This window comes from Microbacterium sp. USHLN186 (genome assembly GCF_037145155.1).
Lineage (GTDB): Bacteria > Actinomycetota > Actinomycetes > Actinomycetales > Microbacteriaceae > Microbacterium.
The window spans coordinates 215,123-237,480 of sequence record NZ_JBBCYA010000004.1; the positions used below are offsets into that span (position 1 = coordinate 215,123).

The 22,358-nt window shown below is 63.5% G+C and carries 22 protein-coding genes and 1 pseudogene; 15 read left to right on the forward strand and 8 right to left on the reverse strand.

All coding sequences use genetic code 11. The annotated features are described in order from the left end of the window. The first annotated feature begins 98 nt into the window (after positions 1 to 98). Entirely contained in the window at positions 99 to 1,088 is a 990-nt protein-coding gene (locus WFG93_RS10320; RefSeq protein WP_336646259.1) for a TerC/Alx family metal homeostasis membrane protein, read from the forward strand. Positions 1,089 to 1,150: 62 nt separating this feature from the next. After that, entirely contained in the window at positions 1,151 to 2,407 is a 1,257-nt protein-coding gene (locus tag WFG93_RS10325; RefSeq protein ID WP_336646260.1) for a DUF2254 domain-containing protein, read from the forward strand. A gap of 265 nt (positions 2,408 to 2,672) precedes the next feature. On the opposite strand, the gene WFG93_RS10330 is transcribed toward WFG93_RS10325, so the two are convergent. Next, the gene (locus tag WFG93_RS10330) at positions 2,673 to 3,389 is read right to left on the reverse strand and encodes a hypothetical protein (RefSeq protein WP_336646261.1); all 717 of its coding nucleotides are present in this window, start codon (positions 3,387 to 3,389) and stop codon (positions 2,673 to 2,675) included. Positions 3,390 to 3,547: 158 nt separating this feature from the next. On the opposite strand from WFG93_RS10330, the gene WFG93_RS10335 reads away from it, so the two are divergent. After that, complete coding sequence (locus tag WFG93_RS10335; protein WP_336646262.1) at positions 3,548 to 4,063, forward strand: hypothetical protein; 516 nt, start codon at positions 3,548 to 3,550, stop codon at positions 4,061 to 4,063. Positions 4,064 to 4,352: 289 nt separating this feature from the next. Here the strand turns inward: WFG93_RS10335 and tcmP are convergent. Then, positions 4,353 to 4,796, reverse strand: a pseudogene (gene tcmP, locus WFG93_RS13990) (three-Cys-motif partner protein TcmP); the annotation flags it as partial. A gap of 40 nt (positions 4,797 to 4,836) precedes the next feature. Then, on the reverse strand, positions 4,837 to 5,490 hold the full coding sequence (locus WFG93_RS10340) for a hypothetical protein (protein ID WP_336646263.1): 654 nt from the start codon (positions 5,488 to 5,490) through the stop codon (positions 4,837 to 4,839). 93 nt (positions 5,491 to 5,583) lie between these two features. On the opposite strand from WFG93_RS10340, the gene WFG93_RS10345 reads away from it, so the two are divergent. Beyond that, entirely contained in the window at positions 5,584 to 6,336 is a 753-nt protein-coding gene (locus WFG93_RS10345; protein WP_336646264.1) for a hypothetical protein, read from the forward strand. A 1-nt stretch (position 6,337) separates the two neighbouring features. Here the strand turns inward: WFG93_RS10345 and WFG93_RS10350 are convergent, their stop codons facing one another. Further along, entirely contained in the window at positions 6,338 to 6,910 is a 573-nt protein-coding gene (locus tag WFG93_RS10350; protein WP_336646265.1) for a GIY-YIG nuclease family protein, read from the reverse strand. 464 nt (positions 6,911 to 7,374) lie between these two features. On the opposite strand from WFG93_RS10350, the gene WFG93_RS10355 reads away from it, so the two are divergent. After that, the gene (locus WFG93_RS10355) at positions 7,375 to 8,628 is read left to right on the forward strand and encodes a hypothetical protein (RefSeq protein WP_336646266.1); all 1,254 of its coding nucleotides are present in this window, start codon (positions 7,375 to 7,377) and stop codon (positions 8,626 to 8,628) included. 278 nt (positions 8,629 to 8,906) lie between these two features. On the opposite strand, the gene WFG93_RS10360 is transcribed toward WFG93_RS10355, so the two are convergent. After that, a protein-coding gene (locus tag WFG93_RS10360; protein WP_336646267.1) for an IS3 family transposase occupies positions 8,907 to 10,159 on the reverse strand; the annotation gives its coding sequence in 2 pieces (ribosomal slippage) (positions 8,907 to 9,877 and positions 9,877 to 10,159; 1,254 coding nt in all). Between the two features lie 54 nt (positions 10,160 to 10,213). Here WFG93_RS10360 and WFG93_RS10365 point away from each other — a divergent pair. Both WFG93_RS10365 and WFG93_RS10370 read left to right on the forward strand, forming a co-directional pair. Then, positions 10,214 to 10,780, forward strand: a complete 567-nt coding sequence (locus WFG93_RS10365) for a hypothetical protein (RefSeq protein ID WP_336646268.1) — start codon at positions 10,214 to 10,216, stop codon at positions 10,778 to 10,780. A 38-nt stretch (positions 10,781 to 10,818) separates the two neighbouring features. Next, entirely contained in the window at positions 10,819 to 11,544 is a 726-nt protein-coding gene (locus WFG93_RS10370; RefSeq protein WP_336646269.1) for a hypothetical protein, read from the forward strand. Positions 11,545 to 12,183: 639 nt separating this feature from the next. On the opposite strand, the gene WFG93_RS10375 is transcribed toward WFG93_RS10370, so the two are convergent. Beyond that, the gene (locus WFG93_RS10375) at positions 12,184 to 13,527 is read right to left on the reverse strand and encodes a hypothetical protein (RefSeq protein ID WP_336646270.1); all 1,344 of its coding nucleotides are present in this window, start codon (positions 13,525 to 13,527) and stop codon (positions 12,184 to 12,186) included. Between the two features lie 380 nt (positions 13,528 to 13,907). After that, positions 13,908 to 14,153 (reverse strand): hypothetical protein, encoded by a 246-nt coding sequence (locus WFG93_RS10380; protein WP_336646271.1) that lies wholly within the window; start codon positions 14,151 to 14,153, stop codon positions 13,908 to 13,910. 826 nt (positions 14,154 to 14,979) lie between these two features. Here WFG93_RS10380 and WFG93_RS10385 point away from each other — a divergent pair. The 8 genes from WFG93_RS10385 to WFG93_RS10420 all read left to right on the forward strand — a co-directional run bounded on the left by WFG93_RS10385 (position 14,980) and on the right by WFG93_RS10420 (position 21,104). Next, a complete protein-coding gene (locus tag WFG93_RS10385) occupies positions 14,980 to 15,225 on the forward strand; it encodes a hypothetical protein (protein WP_336646272.1) in 246 nt (81 codons plus the stop codon). A 58-nt stretch (positions 15,226 to 15,283) separates the two neighbouring features. After that, positions 15,284 to 15,916 carry a hypothetical protein gene (locus WFG93_RS10390; protein WP_336646273.1) on the forward strand — a complete coding sequence of 211 codons (633 nt, stop codon included), beginning with the start codon at positions 15,284 to 15,286 and terminating at the stop codon, positions 15,914 to 15,916. Continuing rightward, a complete protein-coding gene (locus WFG93_RS10395) occupies positions 15,906 to 17,117 on the forward strand; it encodes an AAA family ATPase (protein ID WP_336646274.1) in 1,212 nt (403 codons plus the stop codon). Before WFG93_RS10390 ends, WFG93_RS10395 begins: the two co-directional genes overlap by 11 nt. Before the next feature lie 158 nt (positions 17,118 to 17,275). Then, positions 17,276 to 18,385: a hypothetical protein gene (locus WFG93_RS10400; RefSeq protein ID WP_336646275.1), complete on the forward strand. Its 1,110-nt coding sequence runs from the start codon at positions 17,276 to 17,278 to the stop codon at positions 18,383 to 18,385. A 185-nt stretch (positions 18,386 to 18,570) separates the two neighbouring features. After that, a complete protein-coding gene (locus WFG93_RS10405; RefSeq protein ID WP_336646276.1) occupies positions 18,571 to 19,317 on the forward strand; it encodes a recombinase family protein in 747 nt (248 codons plus the stop codon). Between the two features lie 17 nt (positions 19,318 to 19,334). Next, positions 19,335 to 19,601 carry a hypothetical protein gene (locus WFG93_RS10410; RefSeq protein ID WP_336646277.1) on the forward strand — a complete coding sequence of 89 codons (267 nt, stop codon included), beginning with the start codon at positions 19,335 to 19,337 and terminating at the stop codon, positions 19,599 to 19,601. A gap of 5 nt (positions 19,602 to 19,606) precedes the next feature. After that, positions 19,607 to 19,894 (forward strand): hypothetical protein, encoded by a 288-nt coding sequence (locus WFG93_RS10415; protein WP_336646278.1) that lies wholly within the window; start codon positions 19,607 to 19,609, stop codon positions 19,892 to 19,894. 28 nt (positions 19,895 to 19,922) lie between these two features. Further along, positions 19,923 to 21,104: a tyrosine-type recombinase/integrase gene (locus tag WFG93_RS10420; protein WP_336646279.1), complete on the forward strand. Its 1,182-nt coding sequence runs from the start codon at positions 19,923 to 19,925 to the stop codon at positions 21,102 to 21,104. Here the strand turns inward: WFG93_RS10420 and WFG93_RS10425 are convergent. Continuing rightward, a complete protein-coding gene (locus tag WFG93_RS10425) occupies positions 21,101 to 22,282 on the reverse strand; it encodes a serine/threonine protein kinase (RefSeq protein ID WP_336646280.1) in 1,182 nt (393 codons plus the stop codon). The two genes, WFG93_RS10420 and WFG93_RS10425, sit on opposite strands and share 4 nt — an antisense overlap. Positions 22,283 to 22,358: the final 76 nt, after the last annotated feature.

Genomic DNA, 22,358 nt, shown 5'->3' on the forward strand with positions numbered 1-22,358 from the left:
TCACCACGGATGCATTCGCATCCCGGGCCAGCGGTTCCCGATTCGGGCATGGAGAAGACCTTGGCGTCGATTCGTCCGCCTCAGGTCAGGAGCCTCCCTTGGAAGTCACATCGCTCGTCTGGATCATCACGGTCGCAGTGACCGTCGCCTTCTTCGTCTACGAGTTCTTCACGCACGTGCGCAAACCGCACGAGCCGACGATCGCCGAGTCGGCGCGCTGGTCGGCGTTCTACATCGCGCTCGCGGTGCTGTTCGGCATCGGCGTCGGACTGGTGTCGGGCTGGACGTACGGTGGCGAGTACTTCGCGGGCTATCTGACCGAGAAGGCGCTGTCGATCGACAACCTGTTCGTATTCCTCATCGTGATGTCGAGCTTCGCCGTGCCCAAGATGTTCCAGCAGAAGGTGCTGATGATCGGCATCGTCATCGCCCTCATCCTGCGCGGCGTGTTCATCGCCGTCGGCGCGGCCCTGATCGAGAACTTCACCTGGGTCTTCTACCTGTTCGGCGCACTGCTGCTGGTGCTCGCCTGGCACCAGGCGTTCTCGCACGGCGACTCGAACGTCGTCGACGGCAGGTTCATGCGCTTCGTCCGCCGGCATCTGCCGGTGACGGATGAGTACCACGACGACAAGCTCACCGTGCGGGAGGACGGCCGGCGCTGGGTGACGCCGATGCTGCTGACCATTATCGCGATCGGATTCGTCGACCTCATCTTCGCGGTGGACTCCATCCCTGCGATCTACGGGCTGACGGAGCAGGCGTACCTCGTCTTCACGGCCAACGTGTTCGCGCTGATGGGGCTGCGTCAGCTCTTCTTCCTGATCGGCGGTCTGCTCGAGCGGCTGGTCTACCTCGCGCAGGGCCTGGCCGTCATCCTTGCCTTCATCGGGGTGAAGCTGCTCATCCATGCCCTGCACAAGAACGAGCTGCCGTTCATAAACGGCGGGAAGCAGATCACGCTGATCCCCGAGATCCCGATCTGGCTCTCGCTGCTGTTCATCGCCGCGACGATCGCCGTGGCGACGATCGCCAGCCTGCGCCGGACCCGTGTCGAGAAGCTTTCGTCGGAGGATGTTCGGCGATAGCACGGCGGCTTCGCCGCGCGGTGTCGTGACCGCACCCCGGCTGACCGTGTTGAATGAGGCGTATGGCGAACACCTCGGGCGGGAGTCTTCTGATCCACGTGCAGCGCGCGCTGCGCACCGTCTGGGCCAGAGCGATCGCGTTCACCGGCGCCGCGGTCCTGTTCGCGTTGGCGGCCGGATTCGTCGGGGCCTGGATCCCGTTCGAGATCACGGTGGAGCTGGGGCAGAACTCCGTGGACTCGATCCTGCAGATCGTCGCGACTGCGATGCTCACCGCGACGACCTTCTCGATCACCGCGATGGTGACCGCGTACTCGTCGGCGACTACGATCGCGACGCCACGATCGACCAAGCTGCTCATCGCCGACCCGACCTCGCAGACCGCGCTGTCCACGTTCACGGGTGCGTTCGTGTTCGCACTCGTCGGGATCATCGCTCTCTCCACCGGCTACTACACCGAGCAGGGTCGCACCATCCTGTTCTTCGGCACTCTTGTGGTCATCGGCGTCATCGTGATCACCCTGCTGCGCTGGATCGGTCACCTCGCCCGATTCGGGCGGATGGCCGATGTCATCGACCGAGTGGAGGATGCTGCCAGCACCGCGCTGACCGCGTACATGCGCCGCCCCACCCTCGGCGCCCGCGAACTCACGCGTCTGCCGGTAAGCAGCTTCCCCATCGCCGTCACCGACGCTCGATACGTCATCGCCGTCGATGTCGCGCGACTCGACGCGCTGGCGCATGAGCATGACTGCGAGGTGTACGTCGGAGCGACGCCCGGTACGATCGCCGACGTCCTGCACCCCCTGGCTCACGTGACCGTCTCGCCCTCCGCCGCGTTGCGCGATCAGGTTCGCGCCGCCTTCACTCTCGGGCGCCACCGCGATTACGACCAGGATCCCCGCCTCGGCGTCATCGCTCTCGCAGAGATCGGAAGCCGCGCGCTCTCGCCGGGCACCAACGATCCCGGCACCGCCATCGAGGTCACCGCCGCCCTGCAACGCGTATTCAGCCAGGCGTTCACGATCCCGGATGACGACGTCGCTGAGCTCGAACATGATCGCGTCTGGGTGCCCCGCACGCAGGTGGAGGATCTTCTCGCCGATGCGTTCCGTCCCCTCGCTCGAGACGGCGCCGGGTTCGTCGAAGTCCTGATCCGTATTCAGAAGTGCCTCGTTGCACTCGCGGAAACCGCACCTGAGCATCGAGCGCTGTTGGACCGGCTGAGTGCCGAGGTGCAGGCGCGCGCTCGCGGCGCCCTGCGGAGACGGGAGGTCGCCGCCGTGAGGGACGCTGCCGGGCCCACGCCAAGCTTCTAGGCGAGCGCGAGTAGACGCAAAAAAGAAGGGCCGGTCCTCACGGACCGACCCTTCTTTTTGCGTCTACGTCGCGTGGGCTGTTGGCACAACCTGCCCTGGTGGTGATCGCTGCAGTGCTTCGCACCTGCGTTTCCTGTGGCCGGCGCTCGATTTTCCTGTGACACCCGCAGAGGTACGCCAGAAAACGCTGAGCTACACGGTTGGGTACCAGCGCCCGCCAGCTGGGAACTGAAGGCACCACGCGAGGAACGGAGCATCCGAGCAACTATTTGATGAAGTCGACACGCCGCAGGATCGCGATGATGTCATGCGCGAATGTAGGCCCGAAACCGGCGACGGAAATACCCTCGACCGCCATCGAGCGAGCAATCGCATCAGGCATCTCACGGTCCAACACGAGGATCCGATGCGCGGCATCAACCTGGCGGAGCTGCCTCACTGCAGCGGACCACCCTCTCAATCTCAGGTTGGCCTTAACTTCCACGCCCACCTTCAGTCCGCTGCCGTTTGATAGCACCATGTCCACCCCGCTATCACGCGGCTCAAGCGAGCTGGATACCTCGAAGCCATGATCATCGCCCAAAGCAACGAGAACCTTTCGAACCTCGCGCTCGAGGTCTTGCCCCGACATCGCTTGTATCAGCACACCATTGTCTTCAAAAATGTCCTCAATTTGGTCTCGGGCCTCCTCCTTGAGCTCGGGAACACTGAGAACAGCTTTCGCAGCGCGCTCAAACTTCCTCCGGGTCTGTGCGAAGGCAACGCCGTCCTTGTTGAGATTGAGGAGGGGCTGACCGGTGAGCGCGACGTAGAGGAAACCTGCGCCCACCACGATCAGTAGCGGCACGCCCGCGACGTTGGTACTTGATATGAATACTGCGACCGCGCCGATGACCGTCATCGCCGCTCCTGCGGCGCCCATAACCCACCGGGCCCAGGTGCTTATCGGCTCCCCAGCAAGTTCGTCCGCTTCAGTTCCCATGTCAGGCACTCTATTGCCTTGGAACGCCAGCCTGCCCGGCGCTCAAGAGCGGGCGTGAGGAACGGGACGCATCCTTTTCGCGTCACCTCGCCGGGGTGCGGCGCGGCGTCCCACCGCACCACGCTCATCCAGTCCGATCAGCTCGCTACTGTATGCAGGTGACTCTGACTCGCACGGACGTACGGTTCATCGTGTTCGACGCCGCCAAGGATGCTGAGGGCGTCGTGTCGAAGTGGCGGGCCGCGATGGGAACGGAACCAGACGTGGTCGCCGATGGGCCCTCGTTCGCCCGCGCGCTCAACACAATCCAGCCGGAAGACACCCTCGCAGTAATGACCCATGGCAATGGCAACGGGGATCGACGATTCTCCACCGGAGGCCGGTACGGCGAGATTGCGCAGTTCGATGAGCTGCCCCTCACTAGATGTTGCACCCTGTATCTGCTGGCCTGCTATCAGGACCAACTTCCGCCGATGTTCGTCGCAAAGAGGGCGCTGTACTGCGACGGGCTCGCCAGGACGAAGACAATTGAGCGAATCATCGCGGCGATGGCTGATGCCCCTGACGTGCATGATCCGGAAGGAGTTCGCGGGCTTGTGAAGTGGATGACCAACCACTGGGCAGCGCATCCGAAGCGTGACTCGCCGTCACGCAGCGGCAAGGGCCGCTCCTAGCTTCGCGCCCGTCGCGACCTGCGCACGCGCCCAGACCTGCGAGTTGATGACCCAACTTTTGCGCAGCGCCGGCGGACCCGTGGCTGCGCATCGCTACCCCGCTAGCTAGGGCCGCACAGGCGCAGGCGTCGCCAGCGCATGCGCCTGGGCAAGCTCCTTGAGCTCGCCGACCCAGTCCCACGCGGCACTCCGGTTGGCCTGGTGGTAGCGAAAACGCGACGGCTCCGCTGGGAGCATCGCGAGTAGTCCGGAAGACACCAGTGAATGGATTGGTCGCTGGAGACTGCTTGCAGTGAGCTGACACAAAGGATTCCAAAGATGCGAATGCGTCCGGATTCTTCTCGATGAACGTACAGGCCAACGTGATCCCCACTGCGGCCTGGTCGCCAGCGATTCTAAGAGCGCCGGCCGGAGAGCCTTCGGAAGTCACTCCGGTGCGAGGATTCACATACTCGCCTTCGCCGGCGTACCCGTCGAGGTACGCCACGCGCTTCCCGGAAGACGTCGAGGACGTCGCTCCCGAGAACTTAGCGAGGTAGCGACGGAGCACGCCGTGCTTCAGGACTGCAGCGGCCTTCTTGTCGTCGTCGAAAAACTTCTCGTTTGCGGTCACAGTTCCATCTCGTGGGATTAGAGAGCAAGAGGAGCGTTCTCGCACTCGAGCGTCAGATCGCTTAATTTTGAGGAAGCGCGAGGTCGTGTTCTTGCGCTCCTTCAAGCTTGTCATCGGCATATCCCGCGGACTGCGCTGAGGGGTCGTACTGCGCTGAGGACTACTGCTGAATGTCCACCCAGACCGGATCAAGCCACTTCTCAGTCTCGGTCACCGCGATAGCGAGCGGTGATGCGCCTGCGACGGACTGGAATGCGAAGTTCCACTCGTGGGGAGTGTCTTGCAGGAGGTGGTCGTTGCAGCCGGGGTTTCCGGGGATGCTGGCGGTCTCGAAGACCGGGGCCATCTCACGCTCTTCAGTGTCGAACACCTGGATGTACAGGTCGGTGTTCCCGCACGATAGGTCCGCCTGCGTCTTGCTGTTGGAGTACGTGGACTTAATGAGGAGAAGCTGCCCACCTGAGTCCGGCGTCAGCGGGGAACCGTCGGTCGTCGCGATTGAGTCAGTCACCTCGACTGAGTGGATAGTAAGCGTGACGTTGCCCGTCGTGAAGGTCTCGCCGACGCGGAAGGCTTCAGGCTCTGGCTCGGCCGGAGGCGGCGCTGGTTGTGTTTCCTTCGGCTCGGCAGCGACAGGCTCGGGGCTAGCGGTCGGTGCGTTGCTGGGTTCGGCAGCGGGAACGTCCTTGCCGCCAATCATGATTCCTACGAGGACGGCGACACCGACCAGAAGCGCGAGAACGACCACCCCGCCGCCTATGAGTGCACCTCGTGAAACCGTGACGCCCTTCGGCGCAGGACTTGACTCAGTCATTCTTTTCCTTATCAGATGAGGCTCTGCCACTCCATCAGCGCAGCCACTTCTCGCGAGTCTAGACGTAAGGGAGTAGGCCGCTATCTTCGGGGTATGAGCGGACGACGAGCCAAGGCGGAGCGACGAGCAACACGGCTGACCCCTTTGCAGGAACAGGCCGCGCGCATCATTGCGACGGCTGACCGGATGCTCGCTCTGGACCTGTCGTACATCCCAGCGGCGTACGACTCGCAGTTCATCATCGGCTGGATGCGTGCGGCCTACGAGCAGTCGAAGGTGATCGCCACGCTGACAGCGCAGGGGCTGGCGCATGCGGCTGCGCCGAACCGTCGCGCCTTCGTCGAGATTGCGTTCCGGTTGCTGTGGCTCCGCACGCTGGATGCTGAGCAGCGCGGCCCGGTGCTCGAAGGATTCATAGTCAGGGAGAAAAACCTGACTACAGGGTTCTACGACACTCTGAAGGAGATGGGCTACGAGCACGACATAGACCTCAGCGCGATGGATGACGTAGTTGCCAACATCCTGGAGGACAAGGAACTGCGCCAGCAAGTGAAGGCCGTCACCGACGCTGCGAAGGCCGCACCCATCACGCTCGGCTTGTTCTCGGCCTGGCGTGAGGAAACGCAGTACACGCATGCGACGGGTCACCTGGCGGTCGCGTACGCGCCGAAGACCGAGGATGACCGGGTCGGCCGGGACGAGCCACCGACTCAGCACGGTGACCTCAAAACGCATCACATGGTGACGTTCCTCGTGGGAACCCTGGTCGCTGAACTGCTGAAAGAAGCGGGCCTACCGCAGAAGGCGGTCCAGCCGATTCTGTTCACCGCCTGGAACGCAGTCTGATTCAGCGCGCGGCAGCACGAGTTGCGGCCAAAGCCGCCCTCCTCCGGTCCGAGATGGAACGCGCGAACGCATCCGAGCGCCTGTCCAGGTTCAGAGCCAGCGTCGCGTGCTCGAGCAGTTCATCCTCGGCTTCCCAGGGCTGCGGGTTCACTGCCCATGCAACGCGGGCGTTCTCGATGAGCCAGCGGCTGATGAGCGCTTCACCCTGAGCGCCGTAGTGTTCACGACCACCGTGCACACCGAGGGTAAGTCCGAGGTCGTTAGCGAGGAGCACGCCGAGCGTGCGCCGGAGCGTGGACTGCGACGCGTTCTTAGTGGCGTGCGTGACCAGACGCTTGCGCAGGTTGCCGTTGGATGCCCGTCCTGCTGCGCTTGGCTTCCGGGGCGAGATGCCGACGTACAGGAGCTGGTGCCCATTCTGTTCTTGGTACGGCGCTTCCGGAACATCCAGCGCACCCCTCTTCATCCACCATCCGTAGATACCGGGACTGGCCGGGGCGTTACGAACGTCGGCAGCTGAGTGGAGCATGAGCGGGTTGAGGATGCGCTCAGCGGTGAGCGAGTGGTCGGGCATGATGCCCACGATATCGAGGGGTCACATGCGCTTCACGTGCGCTTCGTGTGCGCGAGCCCCGCTGTTCTCTGAGCGCGTGAGCGCGGGCGAGCTCATCCAGGGCCTACGGAGCTTCTTGCCCCCGAGCGAATATCGAGCAACGCCGGCATCGCCATCCCCACCCAGCACCCGCCGGTCGAAGTCCTGTGGGCCTCCTCGGGTGGCCGAACCGACCTTCGCGCTTGGCGCGTTTTGTTCGTGCGATGCTTGCCTTCAAGAGGTTCAACCGAGAGGCTCGCGCAAATAGGGACATGCCTTTTCAGTTTCGAGCACATCACAACGACAGTGCACCGCTACTTCGCCATGGCCGCGCAGCTCGACCGCTGCGTGTGCTTGTTGATGCGCCGATCTGGAGACGGCTCCAGGCAACCGAGAGGATTGACGAGGTTGTTCTTCGGGAGCTCTTGAGTGGAGACCAAATCACCATGAGTCTCTATGCCGATGAAGGTCCGCCAGCTGATACCCCGCGGCTCCCTCCGGATGCGCTCTGGGGCGGCGACGAAGCAATCGGCTGGACAGTGGTCACGGTGTCTGAAGGCGAGGCGCTACCCGAAGACAAGATGGCTCCCTACGAGATCGTGACCGCCACGGATGACTCGGTCGGTTCCTACGGGCTCTTCCCTGATCAGGTCTTCGTCGCGAGGATGATACTCGAACAAGAACAAGGGTCGGCGAATGACGCCGATGCGCTGCTGATCGCCGTGGCACAAGAGGTCCGAGTCGACCTGCTCATCACCGAACGGGTGTCGCTCTTAGGCACTCAACTGCTGGACGCAGGCAATTGCCAGGTGGCGTCACCGGGCGACGCTCTCGCCCTCGTCGCCCTTTACCTCCGAAGCGATGACCAGTTCGTCCTGGCAAAGGTGCGTAACGTGACCGTCACCGCTCCGATGACGCAGTTCCACCAGCATGTCGCGGAAGTGCACATTCCATCGCTGAAAGAATTCGTGCACCGGTCGGAAGATCGTGTCTCGACGGCTCGGATCCTCACGGTGCAGAATCACGCGCGCACCTTGTTCAAGGCTCGGGACCGCATCGCCCTTCTTACCAGTGAGCCCGCGACCGAGGATATCGCTGACGAAATCTCGCGCACGTTCACGCACTCACTGATCGAAATGGTCGCCTTCCATGACATTCTTTCACGGATCATCAATGAGTTCCTGACGCCACCGGAGTCAAACCCCCGGCAGATCAAGTGGCAGAACCGTGAATGGCGCGCGCGCGTTGTCGGGGACTTCCCTGCGCTCAGGGAACCTTGGTCGGAGGTCGGGCATGCGAAACATTTGAATGACGCGCTCCGTGTCCTGCGGAACGAGATCCATGATGTGGCGCCCGTCGTTGTCCCGTTCCGGACAAAGCGAGGATCCACTCACGTGGGCCTGGGTTTTCACGTCAATGTCGGCACGCGGGTTGTGGCGTCGCTGAGCGCTCTCGGGGACGATAGGAGACTGGGAATTGAGCAGAGGTTCGATGACGGCCACCTCGTGGATCCACACCTCTTCTACGAATTTGTATTGCCGTGGGTGATCCGCTCAGTTGACGACGTCCTGCGTGCGCTGCTCCCGCGCTTGCCCGAGCGGCCTCCAGCGCGGGAGTCATCATTGCTGCTTCGCAGGGACGTCGTCGACGAGTCCGTACGCGCCATTGCTCGAGTACGGGCAGCCGCGAGTTGCAGCTGACTACCTCGATGCGGGAGCGACCGGTCACGTGAAGCTCGTGGATCTGTGGTCGAACGATGTCGCCATCAGCGCGAATCGTTTTGCGTTGCTTCGCCTTGAGTGCATTCGCAACGGCTTCAATCAGATTCGTCAACAGAATGTCCTCAGTTGCTCCCGACCAACGTCTGGGGGCGACCTCAAGCGCGCGGACAACGTCGGGCGTGTGGACAATGAACATCATCCTGGGCTGGTGGGCATGGTGACTCGCCCCGGCATGTCCGGAGAGCTGTTTGCTGGTGTCAGCCGGCTTTTTCAACCGGTTCGTTGCGAGCGTAGTCGAGTTGCTCGACCTCGAGAGGTGTGAGGTCGTCGATGGAGCCGGGGGTGCGTTCGGAGTTGAACCAGAGCACCCAGGACGCGGTCGCCGCCTCGACCTGGTCGACGTCCCGCCAGGGACCCTCGTGGTGGATGAGTTCGGACTTGTAGAGCCCGATCTGCGACTCCGCGAGAGAGTTGTCGTAGGCGTCGCCGACGGACCCGACGGACGGGTCGATGCCTTCGTCGACGAGCCGGTCGGTGAAGGCGATTGACGTGTAGACGCTGCCCGCGTCGGTGTGGTGCGTAAGCCCCTCGAACCCGGTGACGCCTTCGCGGCGTCGGGTGAAGAGGGCCATGTCGAGGCAGTCGAGCACGAGCGGGGTGGTCATGCTCGTCGCGGCGCGCCAGCCGATGATGCGGCGGGAGTGCGCGTCGAAGACGAACGCGACGTAGACCCATCCGGACCACGTCCACACGTATGTGAAGTCGGCGACCCAGAGCTGGTTCGTGCGCAACCGAGCGAAGTGGCGGTCGACGAGGTCCGCGGGCCTGGTCTCGCGCGGATCCGTGTCAACGGGACGCTTCCGCTTCCCACGGAGCACGCCGGCGATCCCCAGCTCACGCATGAGGCGCTCGACCGTGCACCGGGCGATATCGTGACCGTCACGGCGGAGCCGCAACCAGAGCTTTCGCGCCCCGAGCACCTTGCGGTGCGCCTGCCACGCGGCCAGGATGATCGGCTTCCACCGCTCATCCGACACGGCCTGGGATGACGGTCCGCGCCCGCGGGCGTCGTAGTAGGTCGATGGGGCGATCTTCACACCGTGCTGGGTGAGCACAGCGCAGATCGACTCGACACCCCATCGGAGCCCGCCCTCGGTGCGGTCCTTATGTTCGTCGATGAAGGCGACTATCGCTTGTGTGGCCGGTCGAGTTCGGCCGCGAAGAAAGCCGAAGCCGCCTTCAAGATCTCGTTCGCCCGCCGCAGCTCGGCGTTCTCCCGCTTCAGGCGCTTGATCTCCACTGTCGCGTCGGTCGTCACACCGGGCCGGTCTCCCGCGTCGACCTGCTCCCGACGGATCCAGGTGCGAATCGTTTCCGGCGACCCGATGCCGAGCATCTGCGCGACCGCGGTCATCGCCTGATACTCGCTCGGATAATCGGCCCGCACCTCGGCGACCATACGGACAGCGCGCTCACGAAGCTCGCGCGGATACTTACTGGGACGTCCCATAAGACAGATCCTTCCAAGGAATCCTGTCTCCGGACATGCCGGGGCGAGTCAGTCATGGAACAGCCGCGCACCATCCGCCGCCAGTTTCAGAAACTCGACGTGTCATTCGACCAGACCTACGTAGGCACCCCGACAACCCGCGGATACTCCCACAACACCATCAAGGACAAGATTGCCGTCGAACGCCGTACCAGCAACTTTGGCCAACTTGCCCCCGGGCCCGTTGACGCGTTCATCGGCTGGCACATCGCCAATGGCCAGCGCACCGACTACAAGCGCGGCGAAGTCGACCAGACCAACCCGAAGGACAAAGCCAACGCCGGCAAGATCTTCGAATGGGGATGGGTCGCGAACCTCGCCGTCCGAGTGGACTCCGAAGCCCCAGGGACGAAGCGCTTCCCCACGCTCGTCGTCGCCGCCAGCCTCAGCATCCCCAACCGTGAAGTCGCCGAAGAAGCCGTCGACCTCCTCCGAAACGCCGCAACCCTCGGGATGACACCCGGTGTGGCCGACGCCGACAAACAGTACTGGGCGAACAGTGTCCCGTCTCGCCTCCTCAAGCCCGCACTCGCGACCGGGTTCACCCCCTCCACCGACTACAAGAAGACCGACTCGGAGTAAAGGGCGGGCAGCACGGGGCGCTCGCCGTCGAAGGCGACATGTACTGTCCGTCCACGCCCAAGCCGCTCCTCACCGCGACAGAGGACGTGCAGAAAGACGTCATCGACATCGCGACCTATCGCGCGCGCATCGAAAGCCGAAAAGCGTTCGCTCTGCACGTCAAGGAAAAGGCGAAGACCCCCGGCGGGAAGGCGATCTTGCGCTGTCCCGCACTGGGCCCGAGCCCGACCGTCACCTGTCCGCTCCGCGAGATGATGAAGTCAGCCGCGAAAAAGGCACGCCCGCATGTCGAGCCGGAAACCCTCGAGCAGGAGTTCCTTGACACGATCTGCACGAAGCATTCCGCCGCGTTCGACCTCACCGAGATGCAACAGCCGGCGCAGGCGTTCGACTACGGCACCGAGGAATGGGAAGAGTTCCACGACCACGCCCGCAACACGGTCGAGTCGGAGAACCAGCAGCTGAAGGCCGCGGGCGATGAGGACATCGAAACCGCCAGCCGCCGCCGGGTGCGGGGAATCAGCGCAGCACAGATCCTCATCACCGTGCTGCTGGTATACCACAACATCCGCAAGATCGCAGCGTTCCTCGATGACGAACTGCGACGCGCGCGCAAGAACACGCCCAGCGGGCCAGCCACCGTGCGACGCCGCGACCGTGCATGGCTGAACAGGTACACGAAAACCACCGGCGACGGTGACCTCCGCGTCCGCAACACGAAAGACCTCAAGCGGTCCGCCGATCCTCAGCCCCTGCGAACATGACGGACGCGAACACCATCTGACGCTGTCGCTGCACGGAACCCTGCAGCAGACTCACCCGCAACACCAAGAGGTGTTCGGCGACCCCGAAATCACGCTGAAACAGCCAGATCGCCCGCATTCATAGACATCCGCGGCGAAGAACGACGGAACCGCTCCCCCAAGAGACAGAAATCACGAAGGCCCGCTGCAAATCGCAGCGGGCCTTCGTGATTTTCAATTACTTCTAGCTGTTCTGCAAACAGTATTGCCAACAGCCCCTACGTCGGGCTGCATCCCCACGGCGCCCTCCACGCGCCGCTCGTTCACGAAGCGGGTCCCATCGAAAACGAAAGCGGCGCGCGGAGCCTGTCGGCGCCGCGTGGCCCCGCTTTACGAACGCGAGTAGACGCAAAAAAGAAGGGCCGGTCCTCACGGACCGACCCTTCTGTTTGCGTCTACGTCGGGCTGACAGGATTTGAACCTGCGACCCCTTGACCCCCAGTCAGCCCCGACCCGGTTTCCGAGAGAAACGACAGCTCTCGTCCCTTCCCGCCTCTCCCCGTGTTTCCGCGCTTTTTGGCAGGCTCCGGGAGAGCCGACGTGAGCACTCGGGAAGCTACGTCAGGCGTCGTTGGAGCCCTTTCGGAGCCCCTCGCAGCCCTATCGCGCGTTGTTCTGGTCGGCGTCCCACTCTGAAGGCACCCTCGCTGCGAGCCAGGATGTGACACCCAGTAGTCCCCAGCCAATGGCTTCGAGCCGCCGCTCGAGATCTTCGAGAGAATCAGCGAAGTTTGCGCCCACCTGCGTTGCCAATGTGTCCGCCCGCGTGCGTAGCGCTCGCACCGCCAGTCGCGATTCCTCATCAGACTTTCCGTCTTTGTAGCTGACGAACAGCGTCACCACGACGGTGAGGATGACCAGCGCGCCAAGAACCCCGTTGACGATCTTGGCTACGACGGCAACCTCACCGACAGGCGCGGCGGCGGCGATCTCACCGAACCAACAGCCTGCAAACGAGTAGTAAAGGAATGTCCAGAAAGAAGGATCACCGGATATCTGGAATTGCGACTCGTCAACCTTCCACAGTCCATAGTTGATGAACGCGAAGGCTAGAGCCACTTCCACGACCAACGTCAAAACCGCGAGCCCGCTGAACAATACTCGCGCAGGGCTCCTCCTGTACTGATCCAGGGAGTATGCCCAGTAGTAGGTAGCGCGAGCCATCATCAGACCTATGCCCGCGTTGGAAATATATTGATTGGCGTTTTCAGAGTTCCAAAGGCGAGCATTGTTTGGGCGGAGCCCGTCCGTAGGCCCACGGAACATCTCGAAAAACTTCGAGGCGGTAATTGACGATATCCACTTCTGCTGCGTCGACATGAATCGACCGGGCCGAAGTCCGTTCCTCACCGAGAGGAACAGCCAGACAAGAAGCAGTAAGAACATGATGCCGATTCCTGCGCCGATGGCAATCGGTTCACGTCCCAACGCGATAAGAAGTGAAGCCAAGCACGCAACCGCTAGCACCACCACAACTGGCGTGAAGCCAAGAATGAAGCTGGTGAGAACATTCAGTATCCCGAAGGAGATTGCCGGGCGCTTCAAATTCACCGCGATTAGCTTTGGGAGCTTCCAAACTACGACTATAAGTGGAAAACAGGCGATGTAGAGCATGCTCCAACCCACCTTTTTCACGCGCGCGAATATCAACAACACAGCAAGGCCGCCAAGAGCGAGGAAGAAGCGAAGGTCGAGCAGCCAAAGCAGACTGGGCGCAACTGCCTGAACGACGATGCGATCGATATCCGCTACGAAAAGCTTGAGGAAAAGGGCGACCCACAGCAGAACGGCGAGTGTGTCCAGAGTACGAAAGAGGACGCGTCTCCTCCGCTTCTTGCGCGATGCCTCAGCCGCGGAAAGCTTAGGCGAAGTAGCCGCCTTGGCTGAGACCACCGTCGGCTGATTGTGCATGAGCTCGTCGAGTCGATCCCAGACCTCGTCCATGGAGGGGTCATAGTTCGACTGCAAGGCGGCATCCGAGCTGCGATGCACTGTCCCAGAATCTGACGCGTCAGCCTCGACTGAACGCCGCGGCACGTCTCGGTCGGCCGACCCCTCAGAGTCCATTGTCACGAGCCATCCCCTTCCCAGCATCGTGATCTTATATGCGGCCCCATGCTTTCGTGAGGTGCCGCGCGGGTACCTCCCACCTCGTAGCGATCACGCGGTGCGGCGCTCGAAACCCGCTCAAACCGAGAAGGCCGGGCGCGAAGCCGCCACCGACCGTGCTGGCGCTCACCACGTAGAACACCACCAGCTTGGCGACTCCCCTCCGATGGCGTTCGTGTTGGTTACGCGCCATTCTCGTGGGCGCGGCGGTGCCCTCAGGCGAGACGTTCGCCGTAGTCCATCGGCTCGTCCGGGTGGGTGGGCGTTGCCTGGTTGGCGATGCCGTCGCGGCGCATCAGCCGCGCCCGCTCGCCCACGCTCAGGTCACGCGGTGTGCCTGCAGGCGTGCGGTACTGCTGGCCGCGTTCGCCCTGGTACTCAGACCGGTGCTGCGCGGCATGGCCAGAGAGGCCAGCACCCTGCGCGCCGACCTCGCGGACCCCGTCGAGCGCACCCAGCACCTGTACTCGATCATGCCTCTCGCGTTTGGCCGCTCCGCAGGGCTCATCGGCTGACGAATGCAGGTGGCCCCGCCAACCGAAGTCGGCGGGGCCGGAGATCCCTATCAAGGAAGGTCAAGAGATGAACAGGCTCCCGACGAGAGGAAGACTACTCGTCCGCCCAGACCGGCGTTCGGTCGCCGGTTTCCCCGGCTACACGATTGACGAGCATGGAACCGTGTACGGCAAGCGATCCGGCCAGCCGCTGAAAGCGCGGACAGTGCGCGGCGAGCCGTGCGTTGACCTGACCCCGCGCGACCGGGGCCGCGAATCCCCGTGGGTACCGGTGTCCATCCTGGTCGCCCGCGCCTGGGTACCGATCCCGCGCCCGCTCTACCGGCACCGCGAGGTCATCCACCGAGACGGCAACCGCCACAACTGTGCGGCCTCCAATCTGATGTGGAGACGCGACGAGAAGGGCAAACGACAGCCCACGAAGCGGCACCAAGAGCACCCGTAGTAGAGTGATGTCGCCCCGGCAGCCCCGGAGCACCGACAACTGAACAAGATGAGCAGTACCCCGCTGTTCCGGACGAGATGCAGAGACAGACTCGACGGCGAATAGCGGCCAGCTCTTCGAGAAATCGAAGATAGCGAAGAAGCAGTCAGAGGGCAGGCTATTTGCTCCCGAAGTGAGTACGACTCGCGGGAGACGCCTATAAAACCAAGCTGCGGACGTCTGGCCGAGCAACGGAATCCACTTTCGACAATTCACGTCGAGAGGATTCCGGCTCGGCTTTTGTCGTTTCTGGACTCCTCTCGGTGTGTTCTCCCGAGGAGCATTCCAATGTCTACGACAGACCCCAACGAAGTCCGCCGAAACGGATTCGGCACTCTCGTCCTCGAAGACGAGCGCCTGTACACCACCGAGCAGACCGCCGAGCTGCTGACGCTCTCGCCGCGCCAGGTCATCGATGCCAGGCACGCCAAGCGACTCGGATGCGTGCGCCTGTCCGGCGCGGCCGTTCGCCACTCAGGCCGTCAGATTCGCGAGTTCATCGCCGCGCGCTCCGTCGAGGCGGTGCAGCCGTAAGTGTCCTCTGCTGAACCAATTCCAAATTCGTTCACCAAGGGCGACCCCAGAGGACACCATGAGCAAGTACATCGAGCAGACGCGGGAAGTCTGCCGCTATCCATTCACCGACCCACACGGCACAGTGCTGTTCGAGAAGGTGCGATACGAGATTCTGAACCCGCGCCCCGGTGGCCGGCAGAAGACGTTCCGCTACTTCAACCCGAATGCAGCCCTGCCCATCGACCAGCGGCGCAAGCCCGCCGAGGCCGATTCGATCCTCTACAACCTTCCCGCCGTGCTCGCGGCGGTCGCTGACGGCCGGATCGTGCATTGGACAGAAGGAGAGGCAGACTGCGACGCGCTGACGGCGCTCGGCTACGCGACGACCTCGCATCACCAAGGTGCGGGACACGTCACGCCAGAGCAGGCGGCGTGGCTGCGCGGCGCTGAGCGTGTGGTGCTGTGGACCGACCGCGACATACCCGGCGCGTACGACGTGCGGCGGCGGTGGCATCTGCTGCTCGCTGCCGGCGTACCCGAGGACGGCATCGTGATCGCGACGGCGCTTACCGGCAAGGACGTGCGCGACCATCTCGCCGCTGGGCACTCGGTGACCGAAGCCGTCGCCGTAGACAAGGCGACCGTGACCGAGCTGGCTGCGCAGTACACCGCTGCTGCCGCAAGGAAGGCGGGATACCGTGCCGTCTGACGATGCCGCCCTGTTCAAGCCGGAGAACACCGCGCGGAACGTGCACATCAGCGCCGCCGAGGTCGAGGCCATGTACAACGGCGATGAACCGTCTTGGATGCGCCGCGCGGAGGACGACGAGAAGCGGCGCGAGGTCGATGTGGCGGCGCGAATCCGTAGCAAGGAAATCGAGCTAGAAGCCCAGCGGCACCTGGCTGCGAAAGCGGCAAAGTCCACCTTCACCGGTTTCGCGTCTGTCTCGCTCCGTGAAGCGCTGGTCAAGCCGCGCGAGGTCAAGCCCGCGATCGTTCGTGGCTTGCAGATGCAGGGGCACAAGGCGACGCTGACCGCTCAGTTTAAGGCGGGCAAGACGACTCTGGCGGGCAACCTCGTGCGCTCCCTGGCGGACAGTGAGCCGTTCCTGGAGCGGTTCGAGGTTGCAGAACTCCCCGGCAACATCGGGATCTTCGACTACGAACTGACCGAGGACGATGCACTCGACATGTACGGCGCGCTCGGTGTGCGCAACGCCGATCGCATCTTCCTGGAGTCGCTACGCGGCGAAGGCTTCTCGCTCGCCAACGAGTTCCACCGCGAGCATGTCGTGCGGTGGCTCACCGAGCGCGACATCGTCTACTGGGTCATCGACCCCTTCGGGCGTGCGCTGAAAGGCTTCGGATCGGAGAACGCCAACGACGACGTCAGGGTGTTCCTGGACACCATTGACGAGATCGTCGAGCGCACCGGCGTCATCGGCACGCTCATGCCAGTCCACACCGGGCGCGCACAACACGAAGTCGGCGCGGAACACGGCCGTGGCGCCACTGTGGTCGACGACGACGCTGACGCCCGTTGGCTCCTGACCAAGGACGCCTCAGGTCGTCGCTTCTTCCGCGCCGAGGGGCGCAACGGCGTCGGTCTGGATGAGGTCTCGCTGGAGTTCGATGCCCCGACTGGTCGCCTCAGCACCGGCACCGTCACCCGTGCCGAAAGCAAGGGCGAGCGTCACCTGTCGGTGGTCGAGGCTCACATCGCCGCGAATCCGGGTCTCGGCCTGAACGAGCTGCGCGAGGCCAAGCTGTGCGGCAACTCCGAGCTGTCGTCGGCGATCAAGTTGGGAGAGCAGCGCGGCACGATCCGCATCGACAAAGAGGGCACAAAGAACCTGCACTTCTATGTGTCTCCGGCCAAGCTCACCGTCACGAAGGAGGACGCGGAATGAACCAATCGCGCCGACGCGCCGAATCGCGCCGAATCGCGCCGACGGCGTGTCCCGATTGATCGCGCCGACGCGCCTATAAGGGCGCGGCGCGGCATCGATAGCCGCGAAGCCCCAGAAGAAGAAGACAGATCACGCCGAAACAGAGTTGGAGAGTTGAGATGAGCAGCAAGAAGAACAAGCGACAGAACCCCGAAGGTGATGCACACCCGAAGGTGACTTCGATTCAGGACATGTACCTGTCACCAAAGCGCCAGTGCACGGCGCACAGCAAGCACACCGGCGAACAGTGCCGCAGATTTGCCATGCGCGGTCTCCGAGTTTGCGTCGTCCACGGCGGGGCGACGCGTCAGGCCAAGGCGAAGGCGGCTCAGCGCATCCAGGAGGCATCCGGGTACGCCGCCGACCTGCTCGTGGAGCTGATGGCCAACCCCGACATCGACGTGAAAACGCGCACGCAGATTGCACAGGACTTGCTCAACCGATCGGGCGTGAGCGAGAAGCACATTCTGGAGCTTCAGCCGAAGGCGATGAGCCCTTTCGAGCGAGCCGTGCTGACGGCCTATGTAAACGAGGACGGCAACCCTGCATTCGTCGACGACGGCGAAGGCGGCATGAAGGCGGTGAATCCGGGTGGCGGCATCAGCTCGGACGTCATCATGGACCTCAACGTCGTAGACGATCCGAACATCTGGGATGCAGAAGTTGTCATCGATGACGACACGACGCCGCTCGTCCCCCGCGAGGAGCAGAGCCGCCACGACCGCGCCGTGTTCCGCGAGGTCGAGCGTGCCCGTCGGAGCACACCACAGGGTGACAGCCGCACCCGTGCCGAGATGATCGCCGCCGAGGAGGAGGCGCTGGGCGTCGCCGCTGCACGACCGGCTCGCCAGCGCGCTACCGGCCGAAGCAACGACGACACCGCAATGCGCTCCCAGCAGGACCGCGAGGACGACGAAGTGCGCCGGGTGCGGGAGGCAGAGCGCCGCCTAAACGCCGAGCGCAAATGGCGGGCGGCGAGCGCGCAACACCGAGGCCACCATGAGCCAGCCGAGCCGACGGAAACGGCGATGAGCAACCTCGACCGGGTACGCAAGCGGTGGCAGTTCGGTATCGCTATCGAACGGCTGTTGATCGAGGCAGACGACCCCGATCTGTGGCTCGAAGCGGAGATCTACGCTCGCCGTCTGTTCGATCTGGTCACCGAGAGGAACGGGAATGGCACGGAGCCACACAGGGACGCACCGCCTGGTGAAGATATCCCGCCCTGAGCACTCCCCTGCGGTCCGCCCCATTCCGACCACACCTGCGCCAACGTAGCCACGGGACCGATCTCACGTCGAGGACGAGACTCGCCGCGCCGCTTGCTTTCGTACATATGTTCGAGGATAGTTCGTCTCGCCGCCAGTTCTTCGGAAACGGCGGCAGACCCGGAATCACCAGGAGGGAGAACCCCATGAACGCCATCCTCTATCTGCGCGTAAGCAGCGCGAGCCAGCTCGACGGCTTCGGTCTCGATGTGCAGGAGAAGGCCTGTCGTGCCTTCGCCACGGCTCACGGCCTGCGCGTCGTCGGCGTCTACCGCGACGAGGGCGTCTCGGGCACCCTCGAGGCCACCCAGCGCGACGGCCTCATGTCGGCGCTCGCCACCTTGCAGGAAGGCAACGTGGATGCGCTCATCGTGGCGCGGCTCGACCGCCTGAGCCGCAAGCTCACGGTGGAAGAGGCCGTCCTCGCCGAGGTCTGGCGACGGAACCGCGCCGTGCACTCCGCCGACAGCGGCGAGGTCAAGCGCGACGACCCCGACGACCCGATGCGCACCGCCATGCGGCAGATGATGGGCGTGTTCGCCGAGTTGGACAGGGCGATCATCGTCAAACGTCTGCGCGACGGTCGCAAGGCCAAGGCTGCGAAGGGTGGCCGTGCTGTCGGCCCTGCACCCTACGGCTACATCGCGCGCGACGGCGGGCTGTACCCCGTCCCCGAGGAGCAGGACGCCCTTGCTCGCATGAACGAGCTGCGCGCCCGAGGCAAGACCATGCAGCACATCGCCGACGTGCTCGCCGCCGAGGGCTACCCGACCAAGCGCGGCGGACGCTGGACCTCCCCCGTCGTCAGCCGTATCCTGTCGCGCCCTCCCGTGCCGGCCATCCAGATCATCGACCCCACCAAGGACAACCACGAGCGCTCCCGCGCCGCCTAACCAGAGGAGAAACACCCATGCCCAAGCACACATTCACACCGGGTGCGACCGCCACCGCTCGCGAACTCCAGGTCGGCGATCTGATCTACGCGCGGCACGACCACATCACCAAGGAACCTTCCGCACCGGTCCGGATCGAGAAGGCATCCACCTTCCCGAGCGCTCCCGGTCTGGTGCGCTTCACCGTGCAGTCGCCGTACCAGCGGCAGATGCCATGGGTGATCGGCCCGATCCGCACCGACAAGACGTTCACTCGCGCGGTCCCGACCGCTCCAGGGGAATGATCACCGTGCACCGCCCGTTCCCCGACCGGAAGACGCTCGGCACGAGGTACAACCTCAAGCCGGACACTCAGCCGGTCGAGGCGCGACGGCTCCAGCCCGGCGACATTGTCGTGCTGGAGCCCGAGTGCCCCATTGTCGTGACCCGGATGCGCCGTGAGGACGGTGGCGTTCGGGTCTGGGGTCGCTACATCTGGGAGCCGCCCCACGCACCGCACTGGCCGCTGGGCGACTTCGGAGCCATGGAACCCGTCGCCCGCGCGCTCCCCGGCGAGTACCCCAGGCCGACCCGCTGACCCGCATCCAGCCAAGGAGAAAGAACCGATGGCACACATAACCACCAGGAAGACGTCCAAGGGCACAGCTTACGTCGTGCATTGGCGCCCTCAGGCAGGCACCTTCCGCAAGAAGACCTTCTACGTGAAGCGCGAGGCAGAGCGACACCGCGACAAGATCGAGCGTGAGCTTGCAGACGGCAACTCGACCGAGCACCTTGCAGGCCGGTCGAAGACTTTCCGGCAGGCGGCAGAGGCGATGATCACCGCGAGCGCGCACCTGAAGCAGAAGACTCTCGACGGCTACGAGATCGCACTGCGCGTTCACGCCTATCCCGCGTTCGGGAACCGTCGCATCTCGACTCTGAAGGCGGCGGACATCGATGACTGGCTCGCCACGCTCCGCGCCAAGCCGAAGGCCGACGGCAAGCAGCGCACCGAGACGAGCGTGCTCGGCACTTACAAGGTGGTGCGGAAGGTGTTCTCCTACGCCTACGCGCACCGGCTGATCCCGTTCAACCCCTGTATCGCCGTCACGAAGCCGAAGGCGGACACCGCTGAGGCGCGATTCCTCACGGTCGAGGAGGTCAACCGGCTCAGTGCCGAGCTGACTGCACAGCCACCTTACGACCTGCTGGTGCGATTCGGCGCTCTGACCGGGCTACGCATTGGCGAGGTCGCCGCGCTCCGCATTCGTGACATCGACCTGCGCCGTGGCGAAGTGCAGGTGCGGCGGAACATGACCCACACCAGCAAGGGCTACCGCGTGGGGACGCCGAAGACAGCGCGAGCCGTGCGCGACGTGCCGATCCTGGACGAGACCCTGTTCCGCGATCTCAGCTCGTACCTGCGCAACCATCCGCACCGCGACGACCTGGAAGCGGGCCTGTGGCCGGGGAAGGTGCCGGGGCACAACAAGCTCAGCTACGAGCGCGTCTTCGACCCCAAGGGCTTCTATCGGTACACGTTCAAGCCAGCGGCGACCCGCGCTGGTCTCGACGGTCTGCACTTTCACGAGCTGCGCCACACCTTCGCCACGCTCGCCCTGGAGTCCCGCGCGCTCGACATGCACGAGCTATCCCGGGCGATGGGCCACGCGAGCTACGCCATCACCGACAAGGTCTATGCGCACGTCCGGCCACGCGACTTCAGCGCTCACCGCGCGGCGTTCTCTGCGCACATCTCCGCTGCCAGCGCTGCGGTCGCTCCGGTGCGACAGCTTGTCAGCTAAGCCGGAGAGTCTCGCAAGGTGGATGATTCCGGGAGGTCGAGTGCTTCAACGGCAACGATCATCTCCGCCACGTTCTGGTAACGCGGAGCCGGATCACTGTGGGTTGCCTTCGCTACGACCTGTCCAGCCGCCCCCTTGCTAGCACCCAACGCGACCCTCCCGGTAAAGATGAATGACACGAGCATGCCCGCCGCGTAGATGTCGTTGGTCGCAGCGAAATTCTTGAATGATTCAAGGGCAGGGTCAATGACGGACCCTTTCAGCTCCGTCTCGGTCCTGGTGAACTCGGAGTCCTCCAGTTTGTGGAGGCCGAAGTCCGACAACTTGACTTGAACCGCTCCGCGGTCGAAGTGCTTGATCAGCACGTTGCTGCGGCTGATGTCTCGGTGAAGCGTGCCGCGCTGATGTAGATAGTTGAGCGCGTACAAGAACTGTAGGGCCACGCGCTTGCGCGTAGCCCAAGGCAGGGTCGAGTTGTTACGTCGGATGTACTCACCGAGCGTTTCGTCGCAGAACTCCATCGTGAAGGAGTTGCGGTCCTCGTCGTATCGATATGCCTCCACGATGTATGGGAAGCGGATCTCCTTCAACAATGCGAACTCGCTGCGGAACCTCTCGAGATCTCTGTCGCTGATGTTTGGCTTTGCCCGCTTCACCGCGATCGGGATTCCGTACATCTCGTCTTCAAACCTGTGGACGATTGCGAAAGAGCCCTCGCCGACGAGAGTAAGGGCCTGGGGCTCACTTCCTTTTCGTTGTGGAGCACGGTCGAGAGAGAAGAGGACCGGCTCGAACCGCTCGATCTCGATCGGGTCCATGTCGTCCGGGATGGTGCTCCCGCCCGAGTGGACGAGGAACATGTTGCACTTGGAGATGACGCTCTGATAGTCATCCCGCAACGTCACCTGGACACCTACTCGCTTCAGCGATTTCCGAATGCTGCTGATCTCACGCATCACCTCAAGCAGTTGACGACTGTCCTCGGCGTTGAAGTGTCGCCCCTGATTCATCTTGTAGTTCATGAACTTGAAGTGCCCGTTGAGCTTTTCGTGTAGTACCGCGAAGACGCCATCGAGCGGCGCGCTCTCCGACTCATACAGCTGTAGATACTCGGGCTCAGCTTCGCCAGGGTCTACATCATCAGTGATTCCCTTGAGTATCCGGTCGAGCAGACTCATGCCATCATCCTGGCAGAGGCTGTGGACAACTGGAGCCCTTTTGGAGCCCCTGACATTTCCCGGACATGCAGAAGGC

Excerpts from the sequence above, each read along its gene's own strand:
- WFG93_RS10325 (WP_336646260.1), top strand. The coding sequence starts at position 1,151 with ATGGCGAACACCTCGGGCGGGAGTCTTCTGATCCACGTGCAGCGCGCG.
- WFG93_RS10330 (WP_336646261.1), bottom strand. The coding sequence starts at position 3,389 with ATGGGAACTGAAGCGGACGAACTTGCTGGGGAGCCGATAAGCACCTGG.
- WFG93_RS10340 (WP_336646263.1), bottom strand. The coding sequence starts at position 5,490 with ATGACTGAGTCAAGTCCTGCGCCGAAGGGCGTCACGGTTTCACGAGGT.
- WFG93_RS10345 (WP_336646264.1), top strand. The coding sequence starts at position 5,584 with ATGAGCGGACGACGAGCCAAGGCGGAGCGACGAGCAACACGGCTGACC.
- WFG93_RS10350 (WP_336646265.1), bottom strand. The coding sequence starts at position 6,910 with ATGCCCGACCACTCGCTCACCGCTGAGCGCATCCTCAACCCGCTCATG.
- WFG93_RS10355 (WP_336646266.1), top strand. The coding sequence starts at position 7,375 with ATGAGTCTCTATGCCGATGAAGGTCCGCCAGCTGATACCCCGCGGCTC.
- WFG93_RS10365 (WP_336646268.1), top strand. The coding sequence starts at position 10,214 with ATGGAACAGCCGCGCACCATCCGCCGCCAGTTTCAGAAACTCGACGTG.
- WFG93_RS10370 (WP_336646269.1), top strand. The coding sequence starts at position 10,819 with ATGTACTGTCCGTCCACGCCCAAGCCGCTCCTCACCGCGACAGAGGAC.
- WFG93_RS10375 (WP_336646270.1), bottom strand. The coding sequence starts at position 13,527 with ATGGACGAGGTCTGGGATCGACTCGACGAGCTCATGCACAATCAGCCG.
- WFG93_RS10385 (WP_336646272.1), top strand. The coding sequence starts at position 14,980 with ATGTCTACGACAGACCCCAACGAAGTCCGCCGAAACGGATTCGGCACT.
- WFG93_RS10390 (WP_336646273.1), top strand. The coding sequence starts at position 15,284 with ATGAGCAAGTACATCGAGCAGACGCGGGAAGTCTGCCGCTATCCATTC.
- WFG93_RS10400 (WP_336646275.1), top strand. The coding sequence starts at position 17,276 with ATGAGCAGCAAGAAGAACAAGCGACAGAACCCCGAAGGTGATGCACAC.
- WFG93_RS10405 (WP_336646276.1), top strand. The coding sequence starts at position 18,571 with ATGAACGCCATCCTCTATCTGCGCGTAAGCAGCGCGAGCCAGCTCGAC.
- WFG93_RS10410 (WP_336646277.1), top strand. The coding sequence starts at position 19,335 with ATGCCCAAGCACACATTCACACCGGGTGCGACCGCCACCGCTCGCGAA.
- WFG93_RS10420 (WP_336646279.1), top strand. The coding sequence starts at position 19,923 with ATGGCACACATAACCACCAGGAAGACGTCCAAGGGCACAGCTTACGTC.
- WFG93_RS10425 (WP_336646280.1), bottom strand. The coding sequence starts at position 22,282 with ATGAGTCTGCTCGACCGGATACTCAAGGGAATCACTGATGATGTAGAC.